Origin of the sequence: Gordonia zhaorongruii (assembly GCF_007559005.1) — a bacterium.
GTDB lineage: Bacteria > Actinomycetota > Actinomycetes > Mycobacteriales > Mycobacteriaceae > Gordonia > Gordonia zhaorongruii.
Map to the genome: position 1 here is coordinate 229,291 of NZ_CP041763.1, position 26,285 is coordinate 255,575.

Annotated in this window: 25 protein-coding genes and 1 tRNA gene; 12 read left to right on the forward strand and 14 right to left on the reverse strand. The window is 66.1% G+C overall.

Going from position 1 to position 26,285, the window contains the following annotated elements; translation table 11 throughout:
- The first annotated feature begins 5 nt into the window (after positions 1–5).
- Both thiS and thiG read left to right on the forward strand, forming a co-directional pair.
- Positions 6–203: a sulfur carrier protein ThiS gene (thiS, locus tag FO044_RS01060; RefSeq protein WP_132992839.1), complete on the forward strand. Its 198-nt coding sequence runs from the start codon at positions 6–8 to the stop codon at positions 201–203.
- 43 nt (positions 204–246) lie between these two features.
- Positions 247–957 (forward strand): thiazole synthase, encoded by a 711-nt coding sequence (gene thiG / locus FO044_RS01065; protein WP_235831464.1) that lies wholly within the window; start codon positions 247–249, stop codon positions 955–957.
- Between the two features lie 6 nt (positions 958–963).
- Here the strand turns inward: thiG and FO044_RS01070 are convergent, their stop codons facing one another.
- Complete coding sequence (locus tag FO044_RS01070) at positions 964–1,911, reverse strand: EamA/RhaT family transporter (RefSeq protein WP_132992841.1); 948 nt, start codon at positions 1,909–1,911, stop codon at positions 964–966.
- An 84-nt stretch (positions 1,912–1,995) separates the two neighbouring features.
- On the opposite strand from FO044_RS01070, the gene FO044_RS01075 reads away from it, so the two are divergent.
- A complete protein-coding gene (locus FO044_RS01075; protein WP_235831391.1) occupies positions 1,996–3,165 on the forward strand; it encodes an ATP-grasp domain-containing protein in 1,170 nt (389 codons plus the stop codon).
- Positions 3,166–3,239: 74 nt separating this feature from the next.
- On the opposite strand, the gene FO044_RS01080 is transcribed toward FO044_RS01075, so the two are convergent.
- Positions 3,240–4,097 carry an alpha/beta fold hydrolase gene (locus FO044_RS01080; protein ID WP_132992842.1) on the reverse strand — a complete coding sequence of 286 codons (858 nt, stop codon included), beginning with the start codon at positions 4,095–4,097 and terminating at the stop codon, positions 3,240–3,242.
- Between the two features lie 89 nt (positions 4,098–4,186).
- Positions 4,187–4,810 (reverse strand): LysE/ArgO family amino acid transporter, encoded by a 624-nt coding sequence (locus tag FO044_RS01085; protein WP_132992843.1) that lies wholly within the window; start codon positions 4,808–4,810, stop codon positions 4,187–4,189.
- Between the two features lie 84 nt (positions 4,811–4,894).
- On the opposite strand from FO044_RS01085, the gene FO044_RS01090 reads away from it, so the two are divergent.
- Positions 4,895–5,845 carry a LysR family transcriptional regulator ArgP gene (locus tag FO044_RS01090; RefSeq protein WP_132993417.1) on the forward strand — a complete coding sequence of 317 codons (951 nt, stop codon included), beginning with the start codon at positions 4,895–4,897 and terminating at the stop codon, positions 5,843–5,845.
- A gap of 19 nt (positions 5,846–5,864) precedes the next feature.
- Here FO044_RS01090 and FO044_RS01095 read toward each other — a convergent pair whose 3' ends face one another.
- On the reverse strand, positions 5,865–6,935 hold the full coding sequence (locus FO044_RS01095; RefSeq protein WP_132992844.1) for a metallophosphoesterase: 1,071 nt from the start codon (positions 6,933–6,935) through the stop codon (positions 5,865–5,867).
- 160 nt (positions 6,936–7,095) lie between these two features.
- Here FO044_RS01095 and FO044_RS01100 point away from each other — a divergent pair, with 160 nt between their 5' ends.
- The 3 genes from FO044_RS01100 to FO044_RS01110 all read left to right on the forward strand — a co-directional run bounded on the left by FO044_RS01100 (position 7,096) and on the right by FO044_RS01110 (position 9,896).
- Entirely contained in the window at positions 7,096–8,718 is a 1,623-nt protein-coding gene (locus tag FO044_RS01100; RefSeq protein WP_143965942.1) for an alkaline phosphatase D family protein, read from the forward strand.
- Positions 8,719–8,801: 83 nt separating this feature from the next.
- The gene (locus FO044_RS01105) at positions 8,802–9,686 is read left to right on the forward strand and encodes an SPFH domain-containing protein (RefSeq protein WP_143965295.1); all 885 of its coding nucleotides are present in this window, start codon (positions 8,802–8,804) and stop codon (positions 9,684–9,686) included.
- Between the two features lie 15 nt (positions 9,687–9,701).
- On the forward strand, positions 9,702–9,896 hold the full coding sequence (locus FO044_RS01110) for a type II toxin-antitoxin system antitoxin (protein WP_132992846.1): 195 nt from the start codon (positions 9,702–9,704) through the stop codon (positions 9,894–9,896).
- Positions 9,897–9,902: 6 nt separating this feature from the next.
- Here the strand turns inward: FO044_RS01110 and FO044_RS01115 are convergent, their stop codons facing one another.
- From FO044_RS01115 to FO044_RS01125, 3 genes are all read right to left on the reverse strand, one after another.
- Complete coding sequence (locus FO044_RS01115) at positions 9,903–11,159, reverse strand: family 1 glycosylhydrolase (RefSeq protein ID WP_132993419.1); 1,257 nt, start codon at positions 11,157–11,159, stop codon at positions 9,903–9,905.
- A gap of 158 nt (positions 11,160–11,317) precedes the next feature.
- Entirely contained in the window at positions 11,318–12,883 is a 1,566-nt protein-coding gene (locus tag FO044_RS01120; protein ID WP_132992847.1) for a PTS ascorbate transporter subunit IIC, read from the reverse strand.
- An 11-nt stretch (positions 12,884–12,894) separates the two neighbouring features.
- The gene (locus FO044_RS01125) at positions 12,895–13,662 is read right to left on the reverse strand and encodes a PTS sugar transporter subunit IIA (protein ID WP_132992848.1); all 768 of its coding nucleotides are present in this window, start codon (positions 13,660–13,662) and stop codon (positions 12,895–12,897) included.
- A 118-nt stretch (positions 13,663–13,780) separates the two neighbouring features.
- On the opposite strand from FO044_RS01125, the gene FO044_RS01130 reads away from it, so the two are divergent.
- Both FO044_RS01130 and FO044_RS01135 read left to right on the forward strand, forming a co-directional pair.
- Positions 13,781–14,467 carry a HEAT repeat domain-containing protein gene (locus tag FO044_RS01130; RefSeq protein WP_132992849.1) on the forward strand — a complete coding sequence of 229 codons (687 nt, stop codon included), beginning with the start codon at positions 13,781–13,783 and terminating at the stop codon, positions 14,465–14,467.
- 7 nt (positions 14,468–14,474) lie between these two features.
- Positions 14,475–15,458, forward strand: coding sequence for a MerR family transcriptional regulator (locus FO044_RS01135; protein ID WP_132992850.1), 984 nt, complete (start codon positions 14,475–14,477; stop codon positions 15,456–15,458).
- A gap of 28 nt (positions 15,459–15,486) precedes the next feature.
- Here the strand turns inward: FO044_RS01135 and FO044_RS01140 are convergent, their stop codons facing one another.
- Entirely contained in the window at positions 15,487–16,344 is an 858-nt protein-coding gene (locus FO044_RS01140; protein WP_132992851.1) for an SCO6745 family protein, read from the reverse strand.
- 193 nt (positions 16,345–16,537) lie between these two features.
- Positions 16,538–17,506, reverse strand: coding sequence for a DUF2382 domain-containing protein (locus FO044_RS01145; RefSeq protein WP_132992852.1), 969 nt, complete (start codon positions 17,504–17,506; stop codon positions 16,538–16,540).
- Positions 17,507–18,144: 638 nt separating this feature from the next.
- Between FO044_RS01145 and FO044_RS01150 the strand changes: the two genes are divergently transcribed.
- Complete coding sequence (locus FO044_RS01150) at positions 18,145–19,419, forward strand: YncE family protein (protein WP_132992853.1); 1,275 nt, start codon at positions 18,145–18,147, stop codon at positions 19,417–19,419.
- Positions 19,420–19,500: 81 nt separating this feature from the next.
- On the opposite strand, the gene FO044_RS01155 is transcribed toward FO044_RS01150, so the two are convergent.
- Positions 19,501–19,574 (reverse strand) — tRNA-Gly (locus FO044_RS01155).
- Between the two features lie 150 nt (positions 19,575–19,724).
- Between FO044_RS01155 and dcd the strand changes: the two genes are divergently transcribed.
- Positions 19,725–20,291: a dCTP deaminase gene (gene dcd / locus FO044_RS01160; RefSeq protein ID WP_132992854.1), complete on the forward strand. Its 567-nt coding sequence runs from the start codon at positions 19,725–19,727 to the stop codon at positions 20,289–20,291.
- A 4-nt stretch (positions 20,292–20,295) separates the two neighbouring features.
- Positions 20,296–21,561, forward strand: a complete 1,266-nt coding sequence (locus FO044_RS01165; RefSeq protein WP_132992855.1) for a hypothetical protein — start codon at positions 20,296–20,298, stop codon at positions 21,559–21,561.
- A 28-nt stretch (positions 21,562–21,589) separates the two neighbouring features.
- Here the strand turns inward: FO044_RS01165 and FO044_RS01170 are convergent, their stop codons facing one another.
- From FO044_RS01170 to FO044_RS01185, 4 genes are read right to left on the reverse strand one after another with little or no spacing between them, the layout of a single operon-like run.
- Complete coding sequence (locus tag FO044_RS01170) at positions 21,590–22,354, reverse strand: MerR family transcriptional regulator (RefSeq protein ID WP_132992856.1); 765 nt, start codon at positions 22,352–22,354, stop codon at positions 21,590–21,592.
- 42 nt (positions 22,355–22,396) lie between these two features.
- Positions 22,397–23,524 (reverse strand): PDR/VanB family oxidoreductase, encoded by a 1,128-nt coding sequence (locus tag FO044_RS01175; RefSeq protein WP_132992857.1) that lies wholly within the window; start codon positions 23,522–23,524, stop codon positions 22,397–22,399.
- Between the two features lie 4 nt (positions 23,525–23,528).
- Positions 23,529–24,443 carry a metal-dependent hydrolase gene (locus tag FO044_RS01180; RefSeq protein ID WP_132992858.1) on the reverse strand — a complete coding sequence of 305 codons (915 nt, stop codon included), beginning with the start codon at positions 24,441–24,443 and terminating at the stop codon, positions 23,529–23,531.
- Positions 24,444–24,453: 10 nt separating this feature from the next.
- Positions 24,454–26,220, reverse strand: a complete 1,767-nt coding sequence (locus FO044_RS01185; protein ID WP_132992859.1) for an SDR family oxidoreductase — start codon at positions 26,218–26,220, stop codon at positions 24,454–24,456.
- Between the last annotated feature and the right edge of the window lie 65 nt (positions 26,221–26,285).

Here is a 26,285-nt window from a genome sequence, read left to right on the forward strand (position 1 = left end):
TCCTCATGGAGTTGGTCGTCAACGGCGACGCCGTCGTGCTCGATTCGCCCGTCGACGTGCCCGGTCTGCTGGCGCACCTGGAGCTGCCCGACACCGGGGTCGCAGTCGCGGTAGACGGCGTCGTCCGTCCCAGATCCCGCTGGGCGGAGGAGCTTCCGGTGTACGCGACCATCGACGTCCTGACGGCGGTGCAGGGTGGCTGATCGACTCGTCGTCGCGGGCCGGGAGTTCGACTCGCGACTCATCATGGGGACCGGGGGAGCGGCGAATCTGGCAATGCTCGAACGTGCCCTCGTCGCATCGGGAACCGAGCTGACGACGGTGGCGATGCGGCGGGTCAATCCGGGGGCCGGGACCGGCGTGCTCGATCTGCTCCGAGCGCTCGACATCGCGATCCTGCCGAATACGGCGGGCTGCCACACGACGGCCGAAGCGGTGCTGACCGCTCAACTGGGCCGGGAGGCCGTCGAAACGAGCCTGGTGAAGCTGGAGGTGGTCGCCGACGACCGGACGCTCCTGCCCGATCCCCTCGAACTGGTCGATGCCGCGGGCGCGCTGGTCGCGGACGGATTCGACGTGCTGGCGTACACCAACGACGATCCGGTTCTCGCGCAGCGACTCGAGGACGTCGGGGTGTCCGCCGTGATGCCTCTCGGATCGCCGATCGGGACCGGTCTGGGTATCTCGAATCCGCACAACATCGAGATGATCGTCGCCCGAGCGGGCGTTCCGGTCATCCTGGACGCCGGCGTGGGGACGGCCAGCGACGCCGCCCTGGCGATGGAGATCGGCTGCGACGGCGTTCTTCTCGCCAGCGCGGTCACGCGGGCGAACAACCCGGAGGCGATGGCCGCGGCGATGCGGCACGCGGTGCGGGCCGGACGTCTGGCGGCGGGTGCAGGCCGGATCCCGAAACAGTTCTGGGCGCACGCGTCCAGCCCGGCACGGGACGGTTAGCGGGCGCTACTCGGCCACTTCGCGGCCGCGCCGCCAGCCGCCCTTCTCCGGTGGAGCGTCGCCGAAGTGGTCGGGGTCGCCGGTGCCGTACCAGGCGACGAGCACGGCTCCCACCACGGCGCCGATGAAGCCGACGACAGCGAGCCAGGCGAGGCCCTGGCGTGCGGAATCGTGCAGGAACGCGACGCCGATCAGGCTCGGTCCGGCGGTCTCGCCGACCACGAGGAGCGCGGTGACGCCGTTCACGGCGCCGACCTGCAAGGCGACCGTCTGGACGTAGAAGCCCACTGCGCCGGCCACGGCGATCGTCCAGGCTGCCGGATCGGAGAGCAGTTCGACCAGGTTGAACGGGCTCATGCCGTCGAGTACCCGCACCGCGATGGCGATCACGCCGAACAGCAGGCCGGATGCGGCTCCGCCCACCACCGCCGCGTACTTGCCGAGTTTGTAGACGCCGACGAGTGCGACCGCGCACAGCAGCATCGTCGCACCGAACAGGCCCCAGTGGAAGGCATCCGAGGCGTAGTCGTGCGCGTCCTTCGACGATGACACCCCCAGCATGAACAGGGATAGGACGACGAGCCAGATCGCCACCCAGTCGCGGGTGTGCAGGGTGATGTTCAGGAGCAGTGTTCCGAGGAGTGCGGTGACGACGAGGTTCGCGGCGACGATCGACTGCGCGAGGAACAGGGGCAGGAAGCGGGCGGCCAGCGCACCGCCGCCGAAGCCGACGACCACCATCACGGTGCCGAGGATGAACGCCGGGTCGGCGATCGTCGACATGGTCGAGGTGACCGACGGCGCTGTGCCGCCGGGGCCCAGCTGATCGACGTCCGAATTGCCTTGCTCGCGCATCTCATTGGCGACTCGACGTGCACCGAGAGCGCGGAGAACAGTCGAGACGCCGTATGCGACTGCGGCCATTGACGCAGCGATGACGCCGATTGCGAACAACGAAGAATCCCCTGTTAGATATGCGGCCGACACTCGACTCGATACGCTACACGCCGGTCATGGGGCATTGTCTACTCTGTATCCGTGGTGTCTGGTGCGAGCAAACATGTCCTTATTACGTTCGCGAGGTCGTTCCTGACCCTGAATCTCGCTCGCCTCATGGCGGCAGGCGGGCATCGGGTCACGGTCGTCGATTGCGTTCCGATCGCGGTGAGCCGCTATTCGAATGCGGTGTCCGCGTTCCACAGAGTGCCTGCGCCCAAGTTCGAGCCGCAGGAGTACTGCCGGGAGCTCGCAGCGATCGTGGAGGCCGAGAAGGTCGACATGGTGATCCCGATCCACGAGGAGACCGACATCCTCGCGATGATGGCCGGGCTGTTTCCCGAGACGTGCGAGCTGTTCCTGTCGCCGTTCGAGCTCGAGGACACGCTGCACAACAAGCTCTCGTACCAGCGGGCGCTGGACGAACACGGTTTCAGCACCCTGAAGTTCGCGGAGCTGTCGTCGCCCGACGATGTGGCCGCCCTCGACTTCACCACCCCGTTCGCCGTCAAGCAGGCGTACTCGCGTGGGTCGCAGGAGGTTTACAAGGTTTACCCGGGCGACGATCTGAGTCACCTCGCCTTCGATCCGACGAATCCGTGGATCGCGCAGGAGTGGCTGGAGGGCGACCGATACTGCACGTACTCCGTGTGCCGAGACGGCGAGGTGTACGCGCATGCGACGTATCCGGTGTCGTATGCGATCGACGGCAAGTCGTGCCTCACGTTCGAGCAGGTGGATCACGACGGAATCCTGGAGTGGACCAAGAAGTTCGCGAAGGCGGTCAACTTCACCGGGCACATGGGACTCGACTTCATCGACCACCCCGACCGGGGGCTGTACACGATCGAGTGCAACCCGCGCGGGACGAGCGGCATCATGATGTTCACGCGCGACTGCGGGGTGCATCGGGCGTTCTTCGGCGAGAACTCCGAGATCGTCTTCCCACCCGCCGGACGCACCACGATGATCGGTGCAGGCATGGCGATCTTCGGCTGGAAGAAGGATTCGTACCCGGACAACACATTCGGGAAGTTCTGGAAGCAGTTCCGCGAGGCGGACGACGTGATCGTCGACCCACTCGACCGGAAACCCGCCGTGATGATGCCGCTGGCCTACGCGAGCATCGCCCGGCAGGGTCACCGCTACGGTGTGGGCCTCGCCGAGGCGTTCATGCACGACCACGAGTGGGACGGCATCCGCATCACCTGACGGACTTCGATACGACGCCGGCGCCCGCAAGCTCAGGGGTCGTCACTCAATCGTCGAGGGGTGATCTATCGAGATCACCGGATTCCAGGCCCTGCACAGAAGTCGACGACGGCCTGCGTCGCGCGGTGCTCGGGGTCGAGCATCATCCCACCGTGGCCCTGCCCGTCGATGCGGAGGAAATCGGCATCGGGGATATGGGATGCGGCCTGGGCCGAGCCGTCGGCGGGGAAGAAGACGTCGTCGCCGAACCCGACGACCAGTGTCGGGCAGGAGATGGAGGCCAGGCGCTCGATCGTCGGCTCACCTGCGCGCATCCACGCGTACGACGCCGCCGTCTGCCCGTGCTGTCCCGCGTCGGACGCCCACGCGCTCTCCGGGCCGCCCATGAGGTCCCGCCAGGTGGCGACGGTCGCATCGTCGCGGAGCATCTCCGGCGACAGCGTGGTCATCAACTGCTCGAACAGCGATACCGATGCCGGAACGGCGCCGAGTCTTTCGATCAGTTCCAGTTCCATCTGGTTGACCACTTCGCCGATGGTCGACGAGCGGACACCTGCGACCATCGCGAGGCCGCGCACGGTGCCGCCCCAGACGTCGAGGAGCGCTTGCGAGACGTAGCAGCCCATCGAGTAGCCGACCAGCACGGCGTCGTTCACGCCGTAGTGATCGAGGACCTCAGCGGCGTCGACGGCCATGTGGTGCACCGAGTACGGCGCGGGTGGAGCCGACGAGGGTGCGATGCCGCGCGCAGAGTAGGTGACGACGCGGAAGCCGGCCGCCACGAGGGCTGCCGGCAGACCGGTGATCTGCCACGTGCCTGCAGGCATGCCGAGCCCCGCCGACAGCAGAACTGCCGGCCCGTCGCCGATGCTGGATGCCGAGATCTGCACACCGTCTCCGACGTCGACCATGTCCCGGTCCTCGCGGCTCATCGGATCACCGCCGTACCTCCGCCGGCCACGTGCTCAGCCCAGATTCCGGTCACCACCGGAACGCTACACGGATCGTGTTCTCGCGTGGCTCAGCTCATCGCGATCAGGCTGACGCCCAGACCGCCCATCATCACTGCGATCGCCGCGTCGAGGATGCGCCATGCGCGCACGGACGAGAACATCGGTGCCATCCGCTTCGAGCCGAAGCCGAGTGCGGTGAACCAGATGAGGCTGGACGCGCAGGCGCCGAAGGTGAACGCCCAGCGCGCGTCGGCATGACTGTTGGCGATGGACCCCAGGGTGAGCACGGTATCGAGGTACGTGTGCGGATTGAGCCAGGTCAGTGCCAGTGCGGTGCCGAGCGCGGCCCAGAGCCCCCGGTTGCGGTCTGGATCGTCGTTCGACGCCGATCCGACCGTGGGACGCCACGCTCGATGCCCGGCGAGCAGGCCGAGGACGATCAGGTAACCGCCGCCGACGACCTTCGCAGCGCTGACTGCGCTCGGATGGGCTGTCACGACCGCGCCGAGTCCGGCCGTGCCTGCACTGATCAGGATGACGTCGGAGACGACGCAGACCGCCACGACGGGGACCACATGCGAGCCGCGGACGCCCTGCCGGATCACGAAGATGTTCTGCGGCCCGATGGCGACGATGAGACCTGTGCCGGTGGCGAGGCCGACGAGGGCGGCGAGCAGAAGGGTCGTGGTCACGTCATCGACGGTAGGAACGGCCTGATGGTTAGTCCAGTGAATGATTCTTAGGAAAGGTTAGAGTTTCTAATTGTGATTCTCGACATGGACGTCTCCGCTGAAAGCCTGGTCACCCTGACTGCCGTGCTCCGGGAGGGCACCTTCGAGGCTGCGGCCGTATCGCTGCACGTCACTCCGTCTGCGGTCAGTCAGCGGGTGAAGGCGCTCGAGCACTCCGTCGGCCGGATCCTGGTGCGGCGCACCAAGCCGGTGACCGCAACGCCTGATGGGGAAGTGCTGGCGAGGCTGGGGGAGCAATGGTCGCTCCTGGTCGCCGAGGCCCGCGGCGAACTCACCGGCATCGCGCACGAACCCGACGTCGATCCGCGTCTGCTGCCGCGGGTCGTGCTGAAGATCGCGTGCAACGCCGATTCCCTCGCCACCTGGTTCCTCCCGGTGGTCGCCTCGTTCCACGAGGCGCACCCGGTGTCGCTCGACCTGCATCGTGACGACGAGAGCGTGACCACCGACTTGCTGCGTGCGGGCGACGTGGTCGGCGCCGTCACCTCCGAACCGGTCGTGGTGCGCGGTTGCGAGACGGTCGAACTGGGGTCATTGCGCTACTTCCCGGTCGCATCACCGGACTTCATCGCCCGATGGCTGCCTGATGGAGTCCGGGCGCGTGACATGCGGTACGCGCCGATGGTGATGTTCGACCCGAATGATCACCTGCAGATCAAGGCGCTCAAACAGCTTGTCGTCGAACCTGTCTCGCCTCCGGTGAATTACATTCCCGCGGCGGCCGAGTATCGGCGCGCAATCCAGGCTGGAATCGGCTGGGGTGCGGTTCCGGAAGTGGAGATCGACGACGAGCACACCGGCAGGCAGCTCATCCCGCTGTCGCAGAAGCCGATCGACGTCCCCCTGTACTGGCAGTACTGGAAGCTGCGGTCGCCTCTCGTCACCGCGTTGACGGAGCTCATCGTCGATCATGCGCGTCGCGAGCTGGTCCGGCCGCGTCGCGGTGCGCAGCCGGTCCCCTCGGGCGGGCGCTGACGGACTCGTGCGGCGTCAGTCAGCGGCGGTACGTGGTGCGGTACGCGTGCTCGGCGCCCGGTCGGTCGGCCGAGACCTCGTAGACGTCGAGGGACACCGTGCTCGGCGTGACCTCGAGCGACATGAACCCGCGGTCCCGGAAGTTCTCGTACTTCGCCCGGAACCGCTTTCGCGACGAGCTCGACACCGACTTGCCGGCGGCGCCGGAGATGATCTGACGCGTGCCCTGCAAGCCGCGGACGTTCTCCAGAACCTGCTGACTGTGGTCGTGACCGGACAGCAGAAACTGTGCACGGCCGGCGACATGGCGCTCCACGAAATCCTTCAGCGCCTGTCCGTTGAGTGGCGCAGGAAGCCCGTCGTAGTCTCCCGCCGGGCCGTGCGGTCCGTTGTTCGCATACGGGTGATGAGTGCACACGAACTTCCACGGGGCGGTCGATGTGCGCAGGCTCTTGTCGAGCCAGCGCGCCTGGCGCGTCATGAAGTGCCCGCCCGGTTCCCACTCCGGTGAGAGGAACGGCGGGATGTACGCAGCGAGCGGGTTCAGATCCAGGACGAAGAACTCGGCCGGCCCGAATGAGACCGAGTAGTACCGCGACGGCATGTACCAACGTTCGGAGCGTGAGTGGTACTTCACCTCCGATTCGCCCCGCAGCAGCCAGCCGCCGTCGCCGGGGAAGATCGCGGAATTGTCGTGGTTGCCGAGCGTCATCAGCCACGGGAAGTCCAGGCCGCGGTTGGGCTTCTCGAACTTGGTCTGGAACTGATGGTCGTCGGGGCCGTTCGCTCCGGCCTCGTAGATGTTGTCGCCGAGGCCGATCGCAGCGTCGAACGGTGTGGCCGCGTGCAGCTTTCGGGCGGCGTCGGCCACCGCGTACTGGGGCTTCCCGCCGGTCCCCGCATCTCCGGTGAGCAGAACTCGGACCGTGTCGGACTTGAACGGGATCGGGTACCTGTCGGCGGCAGATGCGGCGGGAGCGCCGACCCCGGCTGCACCCACCGTCGCCGCGGTGCCCACTGCGGCGGCGCCCGCGAGGAACGCCCGGCGGTCGACATCCGTGCTGAATCGGCGGCGGTGGTTCTCGGTCATGGGGAGATCCTGGCATGAACGGGTGAACGGGAGGTGGCGGACGGGAGTCTTCGCCGAACCCCGTCGTCAACCGCGGTTCACCGCGCGGTCATCACGGTGTGGAACCGTCGTCGCGGTGTCCGAATCAACAGTCTCCTCCGCCCTCGACCGCCGTGCCTTCATCGGCGCGGCCGGTGTCGGTGCACTCGCCGTGACCCTTCCGGCGGCCGGCATCACCGCGGGCGCTGCGGCGGCCGCGCCGCGAGTGTTCCGTCATGCGGTGGCGTCCGGTGATCCGCTGCCCGACGGGGTCATCATCTGGACGCGGGTCACGCCGACTGCCGACGCAACTCCCGGATCGCGTCGGGGCGCAGGGTCCACGATCATCTGGGAGGTGGCCGCCGACCGCGGCTTCTCATCGATCGCGGCATCCGGGACGACGACGACTGACGCCTCGCGTGATCACACCGTCAAGGTCGACGTCTCCGGACTGGCAGCTGCGACGGACTACTGGTACCGGTTCCGCATCGTCGGCGGCCCGGCAGCCGGGAAGGTCTCTCCGGTGGGCCGCACCAAGACTGCGCCCGCAGCCGGCGCGGATGTGGCGTTGGCGCGGTTCGGTGTCGTGAGCTGTTCGAACTGGGAGGCGGGTTACTTCTCCGCTTACCGATTCCTCGCTGCGCGCAGCGATCTCGACGCCGTCATCCACCTCGGTGATTACATCTACGAGTACGGGGCCGGGGAGTACACCGGCAAGAACGGGCCGGTCCGCACCCATCGACCGGCCGCCGATATCGTCTCGCTCGCCGATTACCGCACCCGCCACGGGCAGTACAAGACCGACCCGGACCTGCAGGCCGTGCACTCCCGGCACCCGTTCATCTGCACATGGGACGATCACGAATCGGCCGATAACTCGTGGGAGCGCGGAGCCGAGAACCACGAGCCGTCCCAAGGGTCGTGGGCGAAGCGGAAGGCGCGCGCGGACCAGGCCTACTTCGAGTGGATGCCGGTGCGTCCGCAGGTGTCCGACGGCAATCGCCATGTCTACCGCCGCCTGCGCTACGGAAGGCTGCTGGAACTGTCGATGCTCGATCTGCGGACGTACCGCGACAAGGAGGTCAGTCGGTTCTCCCGCAAGTCCGACGATCCGTCGCGCACCATCACCGGTCGACGCCAGATGGAGTGGCTCTCCGGTGGCATCGCCACCTCGATCGCGAGATGGCAGATCGTCGGCAATCCGGTGATGATCTCGCCGGTCCTCATTCCGCCGCTCGACCGGGAGCGAACTGCGGCGCTGACCGAACTGCTGGGAGTTCCGGCGGATGGCGTCCAGTACAACGGCGACCAGTGGGACGGATACCCGAAGGATCGGGCGCGATTGATGAAGGCGATCGATGACGCCGACAAGCGGAACGTCGTGTTCATCACCGGTGACATCCACATGTCGTGGGCCAACGAGATTCCGCGTCAGGCGGCGGACTATCCCGGTGCTGGTACGACGGGCGTCGAGTTCGTGGTGACATCGGTGACGTCGAACAATCTCGACGACATGGTGAAGCTGCCGGAGGGGGTCGCGAACGGACCTGCGGCAGCGGCTATCTCGGGAGCCAATCACCACGCCCGGTGGGTTGAGGCGGACTCGCACGGGTACTCGGTCATGACGGTCACCCCGGCTGCCGCCCAGATGGACTGGTACTTCGTGAAGGATCGAACCGATCGTCGTACGGCCCAGTTCTTCGCGCAGTCGTGGAAGGTGAGGTCGGGAACTCGGCGCCTGACGAGATCTAGTCGTCCCGCCTGATCGTTCCCGGTCTTCAGGTCGGCTATCGGTGATATTCTGGTGATATCACTTCGATGGTCGAAGCGAGACGTCAGGAGGCTCTGATGACATTCCGGAACGCATGGCGGACCAACGGGTTCGCGGCACTGCTCATCGGTGTGGTGATCCTCCTGGTGTGCGCGGCGGCGGGTATCGGAGCAGCAGCGCTCATGTCCGATGGCGGTTCAGGTGCGCTGGCCATCGTGATCGTGGTCGCCATCCTCCTCGGCTTGGCGACTCTGCTCGGGTTGACGGGCCTGACGATCATCGGACCGAACGAGGCCAAGGTGGTGCAGTTCTTCGGCCGGTACGTCGGATCGGTCAGCGAGCCGGGGTTCTTCGCGGTGCTGCCACTCTCGGAAAAGCGGCCGATCTCGCTGCGGGTGCGGAACTTCGAGACTCAGATGCTCAAGGTGAACGACGCCGACGGCAATCCCGTCGAGATCGCCGCAGTCGTGGCGTACCGGGTCGTGGACAGCTTCAAGGCGGCGTTCGCGGTCGACGACTACGAGCAGTACGTCGCGACGCAGTCCGAGGCTGCCGTGCGGCACCTCGCGACGACCCATCCGTACGACGCTCACGAGGCGGACCGCACCAGCCTGCGCGATGGTGCGACGGTCGCCGAGGAACTCACCACCGAACTGCGCGAGCGGACCGAGACCGCGGGCATCGAGATCATCGAAGCCCGCATCACTCATCTCGCATATGCGCCGGAGATCGCCCAGGCGATGCTCGTCCGGCAGCAGGCGTCGCAGGTGGTCGCCGCACGTCAGCAGATCGTCGAAGGTGCCGTCGGCATGGTGGGCTTGGCGCTCGACCGGTTGTCGGCGCAGGGTGTCGTCGAACTGGACGAGGAGCGCCGGGCGACGATGGTGTCGAACCTCCTCGTGGTGCTGTGCGCCGATCGGGGACCGCAGCCCGTGGTCAACACCGGGTCGCTGTACAACTGACGCGGGAACAGAGCGATGAGTGATCGAACGGACGTCGAGCGCCCGTCGAAGCGGGAGCCCAAGAAGGTTCTGCTGCGGCTGGACCCCGACGTGCATGCCGCGATCGCGCAGTGGGCGTCAGACGACCTGCGCAGTGTGAACGCGCAATTGGAGTACGCGCTGCGGATGGCGCTGAAGCAGACGGGGCGTGCGCCGAGACCACGTCGCTGATCGCGTTCACCGAACCGGACGAGCGCAACTCGCAGGTGCGGCGACCAGTGAGCACCACACCGCGGGCCGCGTGGGTCCCCGTGACGGGCCGACTCCGTTGCGGGCGGTGATCCGCCGGTACACGGGGACCGCGTCGGTCGGGCGTCGGACCAATGCCGGATCGGTCTTCACGTCCACCGTGTACAGGCCGAACCTCGCGTCGTAGTTGCCCCATTCGTAATTGTCGGTGAGCGACCAGTAGTTGAAGCCGATCACGTCGTATCCGTCGTCGCGGGCGCGCTGCGTCCAGTAGACGAGGTCGTGCAGGTGGTCCGAACGCCGGTACCCGTCGGATCGCGGCCTGCCGTTCTCGGTGACCATTCCGGACTCGACGACGTACAGCGGTGTATCCGGGTACCGTTCGCCCAGATCACGAAGGGCGTAGTAGATTCCGTCGGCGGCCATCGACGCGTCCCACATCCGGTCGATCGCGGCCGACGCGACACTCAGGTCCGTCGGCGTCAGTGAGTAGTAGTAGTCCACGCCGACGTAGTCGATCTTGTCGGCGATGCGGTCGAGGATCGCACGGTCGACGAGCGGCTCCACGGTGGGCAGGTAGGCGACGTTCGACGACACCATGGCAGCCGGATCGCGACGGTGGATGTGGTCGTAGATGCTCCGGTGAACCGCAACCAGTCGGTCGGTCATCAGCGGGACTTCGTCGATCGATATCCCGCCGTACTGCACCTCTCTCGCGAGGTAGGTGACGGGCTCGTTGATGGTGATCCAGAGTGGGTGGTACTTCACGAAGCGATCGACGATCATCCGGTTGTGGCGGAGCCAGGCCCGTGGAGTGCCGGCCCAGCCCCAGCCGCCGTGGTCGGCGATCCAGGCCGGATAGACCCAGTGATCGAGAGTGATCATCGGGCGCATACCCGCGTCGACGATGGTCCGGATCAGGTCGTCGTAGTAGGCGAGTTCGCGCTGGTCGATGCGGCCCGGGCGAGGCTCCACGCGTGCCCATTCGATGCCGACCCGGTACACCTCGACGCCGAGGGCCTTCGCGAGTGCGACGTCCTCCCGGTAGCGGTGACGGAAGTCGACGGACGTGCCGACTGCGTCATCGGTCTTACCTGCGCGGATGTATCGGGTCCAATTACTCGGAGGCGAATGGCCTTCTGCTTGGAAGCCGGACGACGACACACCCCAGAGGAATCCCTTCGGCATCGGCGTCACACGTGGCGCGGCATCTGCGGTACCGGCCGCGATGAGCGGCGTGAGCATCGCTACGGCGGCCAGTATCGCCAGGATCGGACGCAGGATCGGGCTCCGTGGCGGGCATGCTCCCACGATCGGATTCTCCTATCGATGGTTGAGCGAGAATAGCGAGGCGAACCTGTTCTCCGTTTCCTGTCGCCGCTGGTCACCACTCGGTGACGCCGTCAGCTCGGCGGCGGCGGAGGCTTCGGTGCGCCCTTGGGCGGCGGGATCTTCGCGTAGGCACGGGCACCTCCGGACTCCGAGGGCGGAGTCGGTGCGGCCGCCGCTGCCGTCCCGGCGGGTTCCCGGTCAGGCGACGGGTCCCAACCGGTATCGACCAGGCGTTTCTGCACCACGACGGCCAGGGCGAGAAGGGTCGCGCCGATCGCCAGCATCACCAGCACACCGGGGACCCCACCGATCTTGCCCGCGTTACCGAGGAGGATCCCGTACCAGCCGAAGTCGGCGTCTCCGAAGGTGGTGTTCTCTTCGCCGAAGCTGCCGAGCACTCCGAGCAGGAGCGCGGGGAGGAACGTGATGAGCAGACCGTTCGCGAACGCGCCGAGCATCGCGCCCCGTCTTCCGCCTGTGGCGTTTCCGTACACACCTGCTGCACCGCCGGTGAAGAAGTGCGGGACCAAGCCGGGGAGGACCAGGGCCCAGCCGAAGGCCGGTCCGAGCCACGTCGTCAGGACGGCGAGGCCCGCCAGTCCTGCGACGAAGCTCGAGATGAAGCCGATGAGCACGGCGTTCTGCGCATACGGGAACACGATGGGCGCGTCCAGCGCAGGCACCGCGCCCGGGACCACGCGTTCGGCGATACCCGCGAACGCGGGCACGAGTTCGCCGAGGATGGTGCGCACACCGAACAGGATGACGGCGACGGCGACACCGAAACTCAGGCCCTGCGTCACGCCGGTCATCAAGAAGTTGCCCATTCCGGTGGAGGCGCCCGAACCGTCCTCCGCCGCGTACGCGAGGTAGGCCTCGGAGCTGCCGACGCGGCCCACGTAGACGAGGGACACCACGAAGTACATGAGCACCATCGACAACGCGGTCGCCACCATCGAGTCACGGAGGAAACGCAGTGACTCCGGGAGCTTGAGATCTTCGGCCGAACGGCTCCGTTTTCCGCCGGCGAAGCGGCCGACGATGCCCGACACCACGTAGCCGAGGGTGCCGAAGTGCCCGATGGCGATCGAGTTGTCGCCGGTGATCCTCTTGGTCCACGGCTGCGAGATGGCGGGCAGCGCCACCATCACCACGCCCAGGAGCACGCCGCCCGCAGTCACGACAGTCACCGCGTTGAGCCCACTCGTCGCGAGCACGATCGTCAGCAGCGTCGCCATGAACAACGTGTGGTGGCCGGTGAGGAACACGTACCGCAGCGGCGTGAAGCGCGCGAGAACGAGACTCACCACGAAACCGAGGATCATCAGCCAGGCGACCTGTGCGCCGTACTCGTTCTGGGCGATGCCGACGATCGCCTCATTGGTGGGGACCACGCCGTGCGCGCCGGTCGCGCCCTGCAGCATCACGCCGAGCGGTTCGAGCGAGGACACGACCAATGTCGATCCCGCGCCGATCAGCAGGAACCCGAGAGTGGCCTTGAGTGCACCGCCGATGACCTCGCCGATGGACTTGCGGAGTGCGAACAGTCCGACGGCCGTGATGATCCCGATGAGATACGCGGGGACGGAGAGGATCTCATTGACGATGAATTCGGCGGCGGTGACCAACCAGTCCATGATCGCTCGTTTCAGACGTCGTAGTTGTCGCGGAGGGCCGCATCGATCTCATCGGTGCTGGTGAAGTTATTGATGACCGTGACAGGGACTCCGACATCGCCGAGCGTGCGGGCGATCTCACCGGAGGTGAGGATCAGGTCCGATTCCTTGGCCTTGCCCTTCGCCGAGATGGTGTCGGTTGCCTCCACCGAGATGAACGGCGCCCAACCCCAGCGGTTCAGAACCTGCTCGAGCGTGTTCTTCAAGAACAGGCTGGTGCCCAGTCCGTTGCCGCATACGGTGAGGATCTTGTTGGTGGTGTTCCGCTGCGCGTCCTCGGATTCGGGCGCCTTCGCACCGCCCAGGATCTCGAGGACCACCTCCGGCGTCGGGGCGCCCTCCAGCGCATCACGTCGAGTCCGATCGCCGATCACCTTCGCCAGGTCGGCCATCGCCGCCGTATGGGCGGCGGTGTCCGTGGCGGCGAGGGCGACGATCAGATCGACCGGATCGTTCGACCGGTGACCGAACGCGACCGGACGGGCGAGCCGGACCCAGGACATTCCGGTGCGGTGCACTGCGGGCGACGGTCGCGCATGAGCGAAGGCGAAGCCGGGCGCGATGACGATGTACGGCCCCTTCTCGACCACGCTCTCGATCATCTCAGCGGTGTACGTGTCGGTCGCGATGCCGGTGGACGTCAGCAGCGATCCGGCGACGGTCAGCGCTTCCTGCCAGTCGTCCACCTCGACATCGAGCGCTATCGCGTCCCGGCGCAGCAATTCGGTCAGAGCAGTCACAATCTGGACCGTAGCCCGTCAGGCGAGACGGCCGAGGGCGAAATCGGGTTCCGATCGATCGGGCTTGACCTTCGCACGTTGTCAACGTCTTAGGTGGATCGTGAAAGGAGTGATCACGATGATCCCGAACAGCGAGAAGTCCACCAGGATGGCGGCGGCGTTGCGGGCAGCCGATTCGTCGACGCGTCTGCAGGCAGCGCTCGCTGTGGGAACCGACCCGGACGCGAGAGTGCTCGACCTGCTGATCGAGCGGTGCCGTGTGGAATCGGACTTCTTCGTGCGCGACATGCTCACGTGGGCGCTCACACGATTTCCTGTGGAGGCCACGGTTCCGATGCTTGTGGCGGAACTCGACTCGTCCGTACCGCAGGCTCGCAGCCAGGCATTGCACACGTTGTCGAAGGTCGGCGAGCCCGCCGAATCAGCCTCCGGTGGAGCGCTGGGGGTCTGGCAGGCGATCACGGGAGACCTTCTCACTGATGCCGATGACGAGGTGGCGCGCAGTGCGTGGCGGGCCGCCGTGATCGTCGTTCCCGCCGGTGCGGAGGAGGCTCTGGCTGCCATACTGGCGACACAGTTCGGTCGGGGCGACGCCGCGATGCACCGGAGTCTGAGCCGCGCCTTCGTCGAACTGGGCGAGGCGGTGATGCCGGTGCTCCGAGGCTTCCAGAGCGATGCGGACGCGGTGGTGCGCGGGCACGCGGCGGCGACCGAACGGCTGATGGACGACCCCGACTCGGCGTTCGCGTTCGACGTCGACGAGGCCCGCCGGATCGACGCGATCGGCTCAGGGCAGGACAGGTGAGGACGGCATGCGAATCGGCGAGGTGGCGCGGCGCTCGGGAGTGAGCGCCCGCATGCTGCGGCACTACGAGTCGCTCGGGATCGCCGGCCCGAGCGGCCGGACGTCGGCCGGGTACCGCGAGTACGCGCCGGCGGACATCGTCCGCATCTTTCAGGTGGAGGCCCTGCGTGCGTTGGGACTGTCTCTGCGTGAGGTAGGGCGGGCGCTAGACGATCCGGAGTTCCGGCCGGCAGATCTCGTCGGACAGCTTGCCGAGAGGTCGGAGCAGCGGATCGCTCGCGAACGGGAGCTTCTGAGCCGACTCGATCAGGTCATCGACGTCGGGCCGCAGGACTGGGAACAGGTACTCGGAGTGCTCGCCCTCCTGGCCGGACTGGGGTCCGATGACGAGAACCGTCGACAGCGCACTGCGCTGACGTCCGAAGCGCTGCCGGAAGCAGCCACGGTCAAGGCCGTTCTCACCGAGGGTGATCCCAATGTGGCCGGTGCCCTGCGATGGGCGTTGGCCCGTGGGGGCGGCGAGGCAGCGGCGCTGTTCGCGAGTCTGATCGACGACGAGGACCTCACGGTCCGGCGACGGTCGGTGTTGGCCGTCGCCGAACTGCCGGGCTCGGATGCCGTGGAGGTGCTCGTTGGAGCGCTCGCCGACCGTGACCCGGTCGTCCGCGGTCGCGCGGCTCTCGCGGTCGCCCGGCACGGCGACGATCGAGCAGTCGGCACCCTCGTGCAGATGGTGGTCGACGGCGTGCGCGACGTAGACGCGGCGGATGCGCTCACCGAGTTCGCGCGTCGCCTTCCCGGGGAGGGGATCGCGGAGCGACTGGTCCGTGAACTGGGCGCCGCGAGTGCGGAGGGCAGACGTCGCATAGCGCAGGCGCTCGGTGAGATTCCGGGGTCGGTCGCGGGCGCGGCCCTTGATCGACTGACCGAGGACGACGATGACGCGACGGCGGTCACCGCCGAGTACTTGACGTCGGTGCGGCCGGACTGACCCTTCCACCGGTGTTCCGCGTTCGGGGCTAGTGCTTCCGCGTTCCCGGAAGCACGCCCGCGTCGATCACGGATTTGACGTACGGGCGGATTCGGCTGAGCAGGTTATCGACCTCGGGCACCGACCACGCCTGTTCGGTCAGCGCGTCGGTCGTCGCCTCGATGTCGTCGTAGACAGCCGCGCCGTCGGCGGTCAGCTGATGGCCGTCCGAGATCCGCTCGGCCAGACCGCGGTCGACGAGACGGTCGACCGATGCATCCCAGTCGGCGTCGGACCAGCCGCGGGTCAGCTTCACCATCTCGCGGCCCAGGACCCGGCGGTGCACGTTCGGATCGGGGAGTGTCGCCTCGTGGAAGGTGACGGCGTCCAGCGCTTCGAGACCGTGGAGGACGAGGGTCGCGATGTGGTTGTCGCCCCGCCATTCGCGCAGAACTGCGACGTTGGTCCAGAGACGGAGCAGATGGTTGTCTTCCGGTGCCCGGGTTGCGGCCCATGCGGCGGCGAGGGGTCGTCCGCCGAACGGCAGGCCCTCGGCGAGATGACCGAACGCGTCTGCGAGTTCGGGGATCTCGGGGTCATCGGCTCGCTCGCCGAGGATGGCGCGAAGCTGCTCATCGAGCATCTCGAAGCGTCGATCGGCGATCGACCCGAGGCCGGCGGCCCGCGCGCGCTCCCATCCTGCGGTCACGAGGTCGGGTGCGAAGTTGTAGAACGACGAGATCACCACCGGTGCACTGCAATCGCCGAGCGGCGCACCGCGAGCACCGAGGTAGAACGCATGCGGGTCGACACCGGTGTCGGCGTGGGCGTCGCCGAGGCCGGGGTTGAAGTAGGCGAGCACATGAAAGGGCTCGAGGGCTTCGTAGGCTTTGCGGGCTGCGCTCATGCGTCAACGATCACCGGGGGAGTCCGGGGTGTCAATCCCCGGGCACGGCGGTGCCGCGGTCGGACTTGCTCGTCTGCGACGACAGCGGGCGCGGTGCCGACCCGTCGTGGAGTCGGCCCCGCGCCCGAAGTGGCACTTGCAGACCAGTGCCTACGGCACGTCCGTCATGTGCCGGTGTCGCTGACGGCTGCGATCACGGACGCTTCTGCTGTCGGCCGGAATCGTCGAGGTCGGTGTCGATGCGCTCCTTGCGGACATCGTCCGACACGGTCTTGTTCTCGGTGACCGCTTCGGTGCCCATGCGGACGCGCTCCACCGGTACCTGCTCCTTGTTGACCACGAGACGCTCCTCGTGCAGCGGGACCTCGATCGCCTCGTCGCCGATGGTCGACTTGTCGTCCAGTTTGGCAGCTTCGTCGGCGGAGATCGGAGTCCGCTCCACGACCACCTCTTCGCGCGTGACGGGAACCTCGACCTGCTGCTTCTCAGTGACGACGTACTTGCGCAGTCGTGCCTTCCCGGCCACTTCCTGCTGCTTGTCGACGTTGAGCTGCTCTTCGTGGCGGATCACGGTGTCGTCGTTATCCGCGGCCTGTGCGGGAGCGTTACGGCCGGCGGTGGCGTCATTTGTCGAGCGGGCATCGGTCGGAGCATGCGTGCCGGCGGCTCCGGCGGGAGCTCCCGTCGTCGGTGAGCCGGTGGCAGCAGCGGTGCCGGCAGCAGCGGTACCTGCTGCGGCAGTACCGGCGGCCGCGGTGCCGGCGGCAGCCTGGCCCGAGGTTTCACGCTGCGGAGTCTGACCGTTGTCGGCGTGCCGTCCCGACTGTCCGGGCGAATCGGCGCCGTTCGGGCGAATGCCGTAGTGCGCGAACAGTTCCTGTTCCTGGGAAGCGCTGATGCCGTCGTCGGTGTCGAGGTGCGGGGCATCCTTCACCGCGGCCTTGGTCGGCGCGACGACGAGGTCGTCACCGGAGACCGAGGCGCCGGCGAGGGGAACCATGGAACTGTTCAAGCCGAACAGCCCGGTGTTCACTGCCGCCCACTTCGGCGAGCCGCTCTGGTTGTCGAGGTAGATCTGATCGACCTTGCCGATCTTGTCGCCGCTCTGATCGAGAGCCTTCGCACCGATCAGGTTTTCGAGGTTGTTCTGGGTGATGCTCATAATTGATCTCCCTTCATCATGTCCTCGGGGTCCCCCCTGCGAGGATTAGCGCCCGATTCTCGCGATCTCTGCGCGACGCTTCGGTGCGCCTGCATCCACCCGAACATATTCGGTAGTCCTCTGCACCTGATGGCACCGCACAGACGCATGGATATCAGGCAAAATGCGGGTGAATATGCAGCGTATACGGCTAGTGAGGGTTTGTGGATCGACGGTACGTGTGTAAATCAACACCGGATGATTATCGCACTCTCAGGCTTCTCCGAAATGTGTCAAAGTATGTGCGTCGAATCAGACGGTGGCGTTATGTGCTTTTGTCGGATTCGCCGTTAGGTATATCTATTCGGTGTCCGGAATACGTGTGCCATTGAGGGTTTATCGAAGTATTCAGGCGAGGTGAATTCGCCCGTGTTCGCGCCGGAGCGAAAGGGTCGGCGTCGACGTGGGCCGCGGCCGGATCGGGTGCGGGCCGGACCGCCTCGGTAAGGCCGATGCGCTGCAGAAAGTGGAATCGGATAGTGTCCACCGTGAATGGGTCGATCAGCGACCGAACGTCGGCAATGTCGGATAAGGCACCCAGCGGTCCACGTTGGCGCCCGCCGGAAGTTCAATCCCCTGCACTCGAGGAGGTTTCGTTAATGGTGAGGCGTGCATCAGGTGCCCTGAAACTGCGAAGAGCCGTCCCTCGCGCAGCTGGTGCGGCACTGCTTCTGACGGCTCTCTCCGCTCCTGCGGCGTTCGCCGCACCTGACAGCGAGCCGGGGGGCGGCCTCCGCGAGGTGCTGTTCGTCGGGAACAACTGGGAAGGAACGGCCGACGTCATCGAGGCCGCCGGTTCCTACCGCAAGGTGGGGCGCATCAACGCCGTTCCAGACAAGGAAAAGCGCTTAGCGGAAATCCGTTCGAACCCGGCCAAGCTCGGATACTTCCTAGGAATCCGGGAGACCGTCGGCGAAGGGCACGATCAGTACGTCGACGATCTGTACTCGACCGCCGACGGCGGATCAATAGTCCTATCTCGCCCCAGTTTTGCGGATGTGGTGTCGATCGACACGTCGTCCGGCAAAGTTAACTGGCGCTTCCCGGTTGCGGGTTTCCGGGCCGACCACATGGCGATGTCTCCCGACGGGAAGACGGTCGCGGTCTCGGCGTCGACGAGCAATACGGTGCACGTGATCGATGTGGCGAGCGGCACCGAGAAGGGGCGTTTCGCGACGGGTGACAAGCCGCACGAGAACCTGTACAGCCAGGACGGCAAGTACATCTGGAACATGGCCATCGGTGATGTGAACACGCCGCTCGATGCGCCGTCCCTGGATTTCACGAAGGGCGACCGGTACATCACTGTTGTCGACACCGCGACTTTCGAACGGGTGCGGAAGATCGACATGCGGAAGCGGCTCGACGCGTTCGGCCGCAAGGACCTGTCCGATTCGGTCCGACCCGTCGCGTTCACACCCGACGAGGACAAGCTGTACTTCCAGGTGTCGTTCTTCAACGGGTTCGTCGAGTACGACATTCCGAGCGACAAGATCACGCGGATCAAGGAACTCCCCAAGAACCCCGAAACCGACCCGGCACGTATCTCCTGGGTCAACGACTCGCGTCACCACGGCCTATCTATGAGTCCGGACGGCGACAAGCTCTGCGTTGCGGGGACTATGGACGACTACGCCACCATCGTTGACCGCAGAACCCTGAGACAAGGGCCGCTCGTCCCGGTCAGCAAGCCGTACTGGGCCACCGTCAACGGCGATGGCACTGCGTGCATCGTGTCCGAGAGCGGGTCGGATTCTGTCTCGGCCATCGACTTCTCGACAGGGAGGAAGGTCGCCGACATCTCCGTCGGTGACCATCCCCAGCGGGTACGGCTCGGTGTGGTCCCAGCGGACTGGAACGGCACTGCGGACTAGAACGACACTGCGGACTGAGTGGCTCGGGTGCTCCAGATACGATGAAAGGCCAGGTTGAAATACTCTGACCTGGCCTTTCAATGGAGCCGATGACGGGAATCGAACCCGCACTCTCAGCTTGGGAAGCTGATGTTCTACCACTAAACTACATCGGCGCAGCACCACGACCGGGTGCGGGAACCACTCTAACAAAGCAGGATCCGGCTGCTCACAGCGGCAAAGGTCACACCGCATCGCCTCCGGTGCCATCGGTTACAAAATTCCAGAATTCCGGTAGCTGACCTGCAGTCGGTTAACCTCAGTATGTGCTGTTATCAGATCGCGACATCCGCGCGGACATCGAGGGCGGCCGACTCGGCATCGACCCGTTCGACTCTGCGCTGGTTCAACCATCGAGCGTCGACGTCCGGCTCGACGGACTGTTCCGCGTGTTCAACAACACCAAGTACACGCATATCGATCCTGCTCAGCGGCAGGACGAGCTGACCACACTGGTCGAGCCGGCGGCGGGGGAGCCGTTCGTCTTGCATCCGGGTGAGTTCGTGCTCGGGTCGACCCTCGAGGTGTGCTCACTGCCCGACGACCTGGCGGGACGGCTCGAAGGCAAGTCGTCACTGGGCAGGCTGGGGCTCCTCACACACTCGACCGCCGGGTTCATCGATCCGGGGTTCTCCGGTCACATCACCCTGGAACTGTCGAACGTGGCGAATCTGCCGATCACGCTGTGGCCGGGAATGAAGATCGGGCAGCTCTGCCTCTTCCGGCTGTCCAGCCCTGCCGAGAACCCGTACGGAAGCGCCACCACGGGCTCCAAGTATCAGGGCCAACGCGGACCGACGCCTTCCAAGGCCTACCTGAACTTCACGAGCTGACGGCATGAGCGCACAGGGGGGACTTGGATGGCTCGGCGGATTCGCGATTCCGTCGGCGCCATCGGGCGCGGTGCTCGCACTCGGATTCGGTGATGATGGAATCTGGCTGGCCCGGATCACGGGTAGGCCGGTGGGCGGGGAGGCCCGTGTCATCAACGCGATCGTCGAACCTCGCATCGTGCCGCGCGTGCTCGACATGCGGGTCGCCGGCGAACTGTACGAGAGCGGCAGGATTGACGAAGCATCAGATCCGGCGGTGTTCGAAGAGCTGACCGAACTGGTCAGGCGCGCACGTACCGGAATGGGCAACCGCGACAGCATCCTCGTCATGGGCACGCACGCGCTCCGGTTCGTGTCGGTGAAACGCGAGGAGATCATCGAGGGCACCGTGCCCGAGGTGAATCGTCTGCACGGGATGATCGTCGAACTCGCCGGAACCCAACCGGTCGACGCGATCCTGCTCGGGCCGGGAATCGCCGAATGGCCGGGACTCTGGGAGTCGCTGACCGAGCGCGGGTTCAGCGCACTGTTGCCCGGCGACCCATTTCCGGCCACATTCGCCGGCGACGACGGTCCTACCAACCTGCTCGATCGAGTTGAGAAGCAGCCCGTGTCACTGGCCTGGGGCGACTCGAACCGCGACCTGTCTCCCCTGTCGTTCACCGCGTCAGGGATCGACCCCGCCGACTACGACCTCGACCGCGACGGCAACGTGCGTTTCGGTGGTCCGGCATTGGATGGCCGGCCATCAGTCGCCGCCGACGACGACTCTCCCGAGAAGGTCGCGGCCGACCGGAAACGCCGACGCCGCACTGCTGTCGCGGCGTTCGCGGTGATCCTTGGGCTCGGTGGAGTAGGGGCCGCCGTCGCGGCAACCGTCCACGAACGTCCGCGCCCGTCGGTGAACCCGCTGGAGGGCATAGCAGAGACAGCGAGTGAGACGACGACCGAAGACGAAGGACCCGCCCGAATACCGACATCCGTCGACCGTCGCGAGGTGAAGGCGGCACGCGCGAAGATGATCGAGTACTCGACGCCACCGCCGCCGCCGAAGACGACGCAACGGACGACTGATTCCGAGTCCGACCGCGAGAGCCGGCAGACACGGGGCGAGAACAATGACGACGACAACGGAAACGGGAACGGAAACCGGAACGGAAACGGTGGCCGGCAAGGAGCCGAACCGGGGCCCGAACCGCGTCCGACTCAGCGTAAGAAGCAGACGATCCCGAACCCGATCCCCGGGCTACCGCCGATCGTGATCGGTTAACTGATCCGACGGACGCCCGGAGCGCCGGTCAATCGGCGTTTCGGTGCTTTCGCTCCCGGGCGATGGAGAGGTAGTCGTCGAGCTGTCGCGCAAGCTCCCGGTCCAGAGCGCGGTACAGCGAGTTGTGTGCGGCGACCCGGCCGGTTCGACGCAGTTCGCCGACGAACTGCGTCGCCCATACCGACTCGTCGTCGCTCTCCGGGATCCAGCCGTCGAAACGGCCCTCGGTGATGGCCCGCCGACCGGCTGAGATCAGCGTGTGCGCCGCGCGGTCCATGTCGGCGTCGAGTTCCTGCTGCATGCTCACCAGATACTCGAGCGGTGCGCCGATCCCCAGCAACCGCTGGTAGGCGTCCATGCTCTCGGTGTCGGTGATCAGGTACTCCTGTGGCGGCTCGGCATCGTCTGCAGGCTCGATGAGACCCGCTTCCTCGAGCTTCGCCAGCAGTTCGGTGTCGGCGGTGCCGAGAATCTCGTGGAGTTCGGCGGCGGTCACCGTTCGCGATGGTGTCCGCGACCATCGTGCCGACATGATCTCGCGCAGGCCGAGTACCTCGGCGAGATCGTCTCCCCGCTCCAGTCTGTCGAAGAAGTCGGCGATGTGCGTCATGGTGAAACCGCGGGTCAACAGGTCGTTGATGATCCTCAACCGACGAAGATGCTCATCGGTGTAGATCGCGATGCGGCCGCGCCGTACCGGTCGCGCGATCAGGCCGCGGTCCTGGTAGCCGCGGACGTTCCGTGTCGTCGTTCCTGCGGCGGCGGCGAGATCGTCGATTCGGTACTCGGTCATCCGGCCATTCTTCCAAACTGAGCTGGTGGAATGGCCCGGACGCTAGACGTCGACCGTCAAACCGTCCGATCGGCACCGGGAGACGCACGGCAGGAAGTAGCCGGCATCGCGCTCGGGTTCGGTGAGGCTGCCGTCTCGATGGTCCACCGAACCGGCGGACACGTGAAGCCGGCACGTGCCGCAGAATCCCTGCTGGCACGAGTACGGCGTCTCCGGCCGGACGCGGCGCAGGGCGGTCAGCGCGGACTCGTCGGCCGCCACGGTCACCGATTCTCCCGTCGAGGCGAGGGAGATGGTGAACTCCGTACCGTCCACGATCGGCGGCGGTGAGAACCGCTCGTAATGCAGTTCGATGTCGCGTCGATCGACCAAGTGCGTTCGGAGCGACTCCAGCATCGGGGTGGGACCGCAGCAGTACAGTGTGAGCCCGGCGTCCTGTTCCGGTACTGGACCGGTGAGATCCTCCGCAGTGGGCAGGCCGTGTTCGTCGTCGGTACGGATCTCCACCTTGTCGCCGAAGCGAGCCAGTTCCTCCCGGAATGGGATCGAGTCCAGGCTTCGACCCGTGTAGATCATCGACCAGTCGAGACCCATTCGATCGGCGATCGCCACCATCGGCAGAATCGGGGTGATGCCGATGCCCGCGGCGACGAACCGCAGACGCTGCGCCCTCGATCCGTATCCCGGAAGTGCGAGCGGAAAAGCGTTGCGTGGACCCTTGATTCGGATCTGATCACCGACGCGAAGCGTGTCGTGGACCTCGACCGAACCGCCGCCGCCGTTCGGTATGCGGCGGACTGCGATCCGGTACGTGGTGCGGTCACCCGGGTCCCCGCACAGCGAGTACTCGCGCATGCGCCCCGATGGCAGGAGGAGGTCGAGGTGGGCACCGGCGTTCCACTGCGGTAAGACGGAACCGTCCGGTGCGGCGAACGTCAATGCGATCACGTTCTCGTCGCGTGCGACGACTTCGCGCCGCACCACGTCGAGCACCTGGATTCCGTTATCGACGCGCGTCTCCCGCAGTGGCGCGAGCGAACCCCACAAGGGGAACCAGATGTTGCCGATGCCGGTCAGCGCCCGCATCAACGGGTCGCGTTTCCATCGCCCCATCAGGTGGGGAGGTTCGCTGTCCAGCACCGTTTCGTGTGGATGTCTGACGTGGTTCATCGATTCACCCCGCGCGACGCGCACCCGGCGACGATGCGAGATAGGCGACTGCTTGCGCGGTGTCGCCGATCTGTGACGGATGGAATCCGGGCCGGAAGTACGTCCCGGTCGACAGGACGAGTGACCAGATCTTGGGGAACATCCCGCGACGTGACTCGCGGAAGTAGTCGCGAACGTACATTCGGTGCTTTCGCGCCGTCCCCATCTCGGCGAAGAAGGGGTCCTGGCTGTTGATGAAGCGAAAGCCCCTGGCCCACAGGATCAGCAGGAACGGCAGCGCCAGCGCCATGGCGCGCCCCCGGCGCAGCTTGCTGTCCCCGAAGTAGGCGGCCACGTCGTGCGCGACCGCGCGGTGCTCCACCTCTTCGGCACCGTGCCAGACGTACAGGTCGGCCATCGCCGGGTCGGCGCCGTCGTCGAACCACGTGCAGTTGAGGGCGAAATCGCCGAGCAGTGCCGTGTAGTGCTCGATGGCGGCGATCAGCCAGAGGCGCTCGATCAGGTGCTTCTGCTGCTGTTCCGGCGTCTGGCCGCCCCGCGGGCCCAAGACGCGGCGGAACACCCACTCCATCTGCTTCTGGTAGCCGGCCGAATCCACGCAGTGGCGACTGAGCCAGTTCTCGACGGCCTTGTCGTGGGCTTCGGCATGCATCGCCTCCTGCCCGACGAAGCCGCGCATGTCGGCGGCGAGTGCCTCGTCCTTGACCATCGGCAGTGCTTCGTTGAACGTCTCGACGAACCACCGCTCGCCTTCGGGCAGAAGGAGATTCAGTACGGTGATCATGTTCGACGACACCGGATGTCCGGGAATCCAATGCAGCGGAGTCTCAGACAGGTCGAAGTTGACGTTGCGAGCGTGCAACTCGACGTGCCCGGGATCGGTGTCCTGGTCAGTATGGGAAACGTGTACCGCAGTCATCGTCGCTCTCCTATCCGGTCAGCTTCTGACGGGCCCCGATGCGGGATGCCCAGGGGATGAATCGGTATATGCGGTAACCGATCTTGGCTTCCGGGGTCACCGGTACCACGGCGCGGTTGGACATGATCGCGGCGACGATGTCCTTCGCGACCCGGTCCGGCGTGAAGTTCCGTCGCTCGTACATGCCGGTGACCTTGGCGCGGATCGCGTCCTGGTCCGCGATGCCCGCGTACTCCGTGGCCGTCGTGATGTTGGTGTGCACGATCCCTGGACAGATCGCGCTGACTCCGATCCGGTGCTCAGCGAGCTCGGCGCGGAGTGACTCCGAGAACATCAGCACGCCTGCCTTGGTGGCCGAGTACAGGCCCAGTTCGCGTGACGGGGTGAAGGCGGCCGCCGATGCCAGGTTGATGATCTGACCGCCCGTCCCTCGCTCCACCATCTGCCGGGCGAATGCGCGACTGCCGGAGATGACACCTCGGAGGTTGATGTCGATGAGCCGGTCGATCTGCTCCTCGCTGGCTTCGAGCGCCGAACCACCGAGGCCGATGCCGGCGTTGTTGATGACGATGTCGGGCACGCCGTGCTTGGCACGGACGGTGTGAGCGAAATCGTTGACGGCAGGGGTCTTCGATACGTCCAGGCTGTACACGTTGGTGAGCACGCCCATCGACTTGCAGTCCGCCGCAGTCTCTTCCGCCGCGGAGACGTCGATGTCGGCGAGTACCACCTCGCACCCCAGGGCGGCCAGGGAGTACGCCGTCTCGCGGCCGATCCCGCTTCCCGCACCGGTGATGACGGCGAGCTTTCCGGTGAGAGGCAGCGGTGCTCCGAACTGTCGTGCACGGTCGATGGTGTTCGGCTCGCTCGACGATCCGTTCTCGATGCAGTCGATGAACTCACTCGCGGTCGCGGCGAGGTAATCGGGCTTCGTGTACGGCAGCCAGTGGCCGGTCGGGCTGCTCTTGCGCCACAGCTTCGCGGCATGCGTGTACGTGCGATCGTAGATCGCCGGCCGCAACGCGATATCCCGGTCGTTGACCACTTCGAGGACCGGGACGCGGGTCTGCCGGGGATCCGGGCTGACGAGCTTGCCGCGGATGTTGGCGCGGTAGAGCTTCAGGCCGTTGATCATGTCCTCGCGCAGGGTCGACGCGAACGCGACGTTTTCGCGCGGTGTGCCTTCGATGGCGTGCAGGAACTCGGTCCACAGCTTCTCCGACCCGAAGGTCCGGAAGAATGCATCGGAGACACCCGGCACCTGGAAGAAGCCGGTGTACGCCGATGAGGCGACCTGTGAGAGTGCACGCGCGATGGTGCCCGGTGTCGGCGATGACAGCTGGGCGCGGGCCCACTCGCCGAGGAAATCCAGGTTGGGGCCGGAGACCGACGTGAAGGAGGTGATGTGCTTCTCGGCGCCGGGGGTCGTCACGGCCTCCCACGCCTGAACCGAACCCCAATCGTGGGCGACGACATGCGCTGAACCGCCGTCGGTGACCGCAGCGATGACCGCGAAGAGATCCTCCGCCAGCACGTCGAGCTTGTAGTCCGCGACGTCCTCCGGGCGGTCTGTCTCACCGAAACCGCGGGTGTCGTAAGCGAACACCCGGTACTTCTCGGCGAGCTGCGGTGCGACGGCGTTCCACAGGTGGTGCGTATCCGGCCATCCGTGGACCAGAACCACTGCGGGACGGTCGGTGGAAGCGGTCTCACCGTATGAGTACGTTGCGATTCGTACTGAGCCCGCAGTGATGTCGCTGCGTTGCCAGTCGGTCATGTCATCTCCGATCGTGCCATTGATCATTGTGACGTTACCACTGGTAACGGTTATCCGCTAGCCAT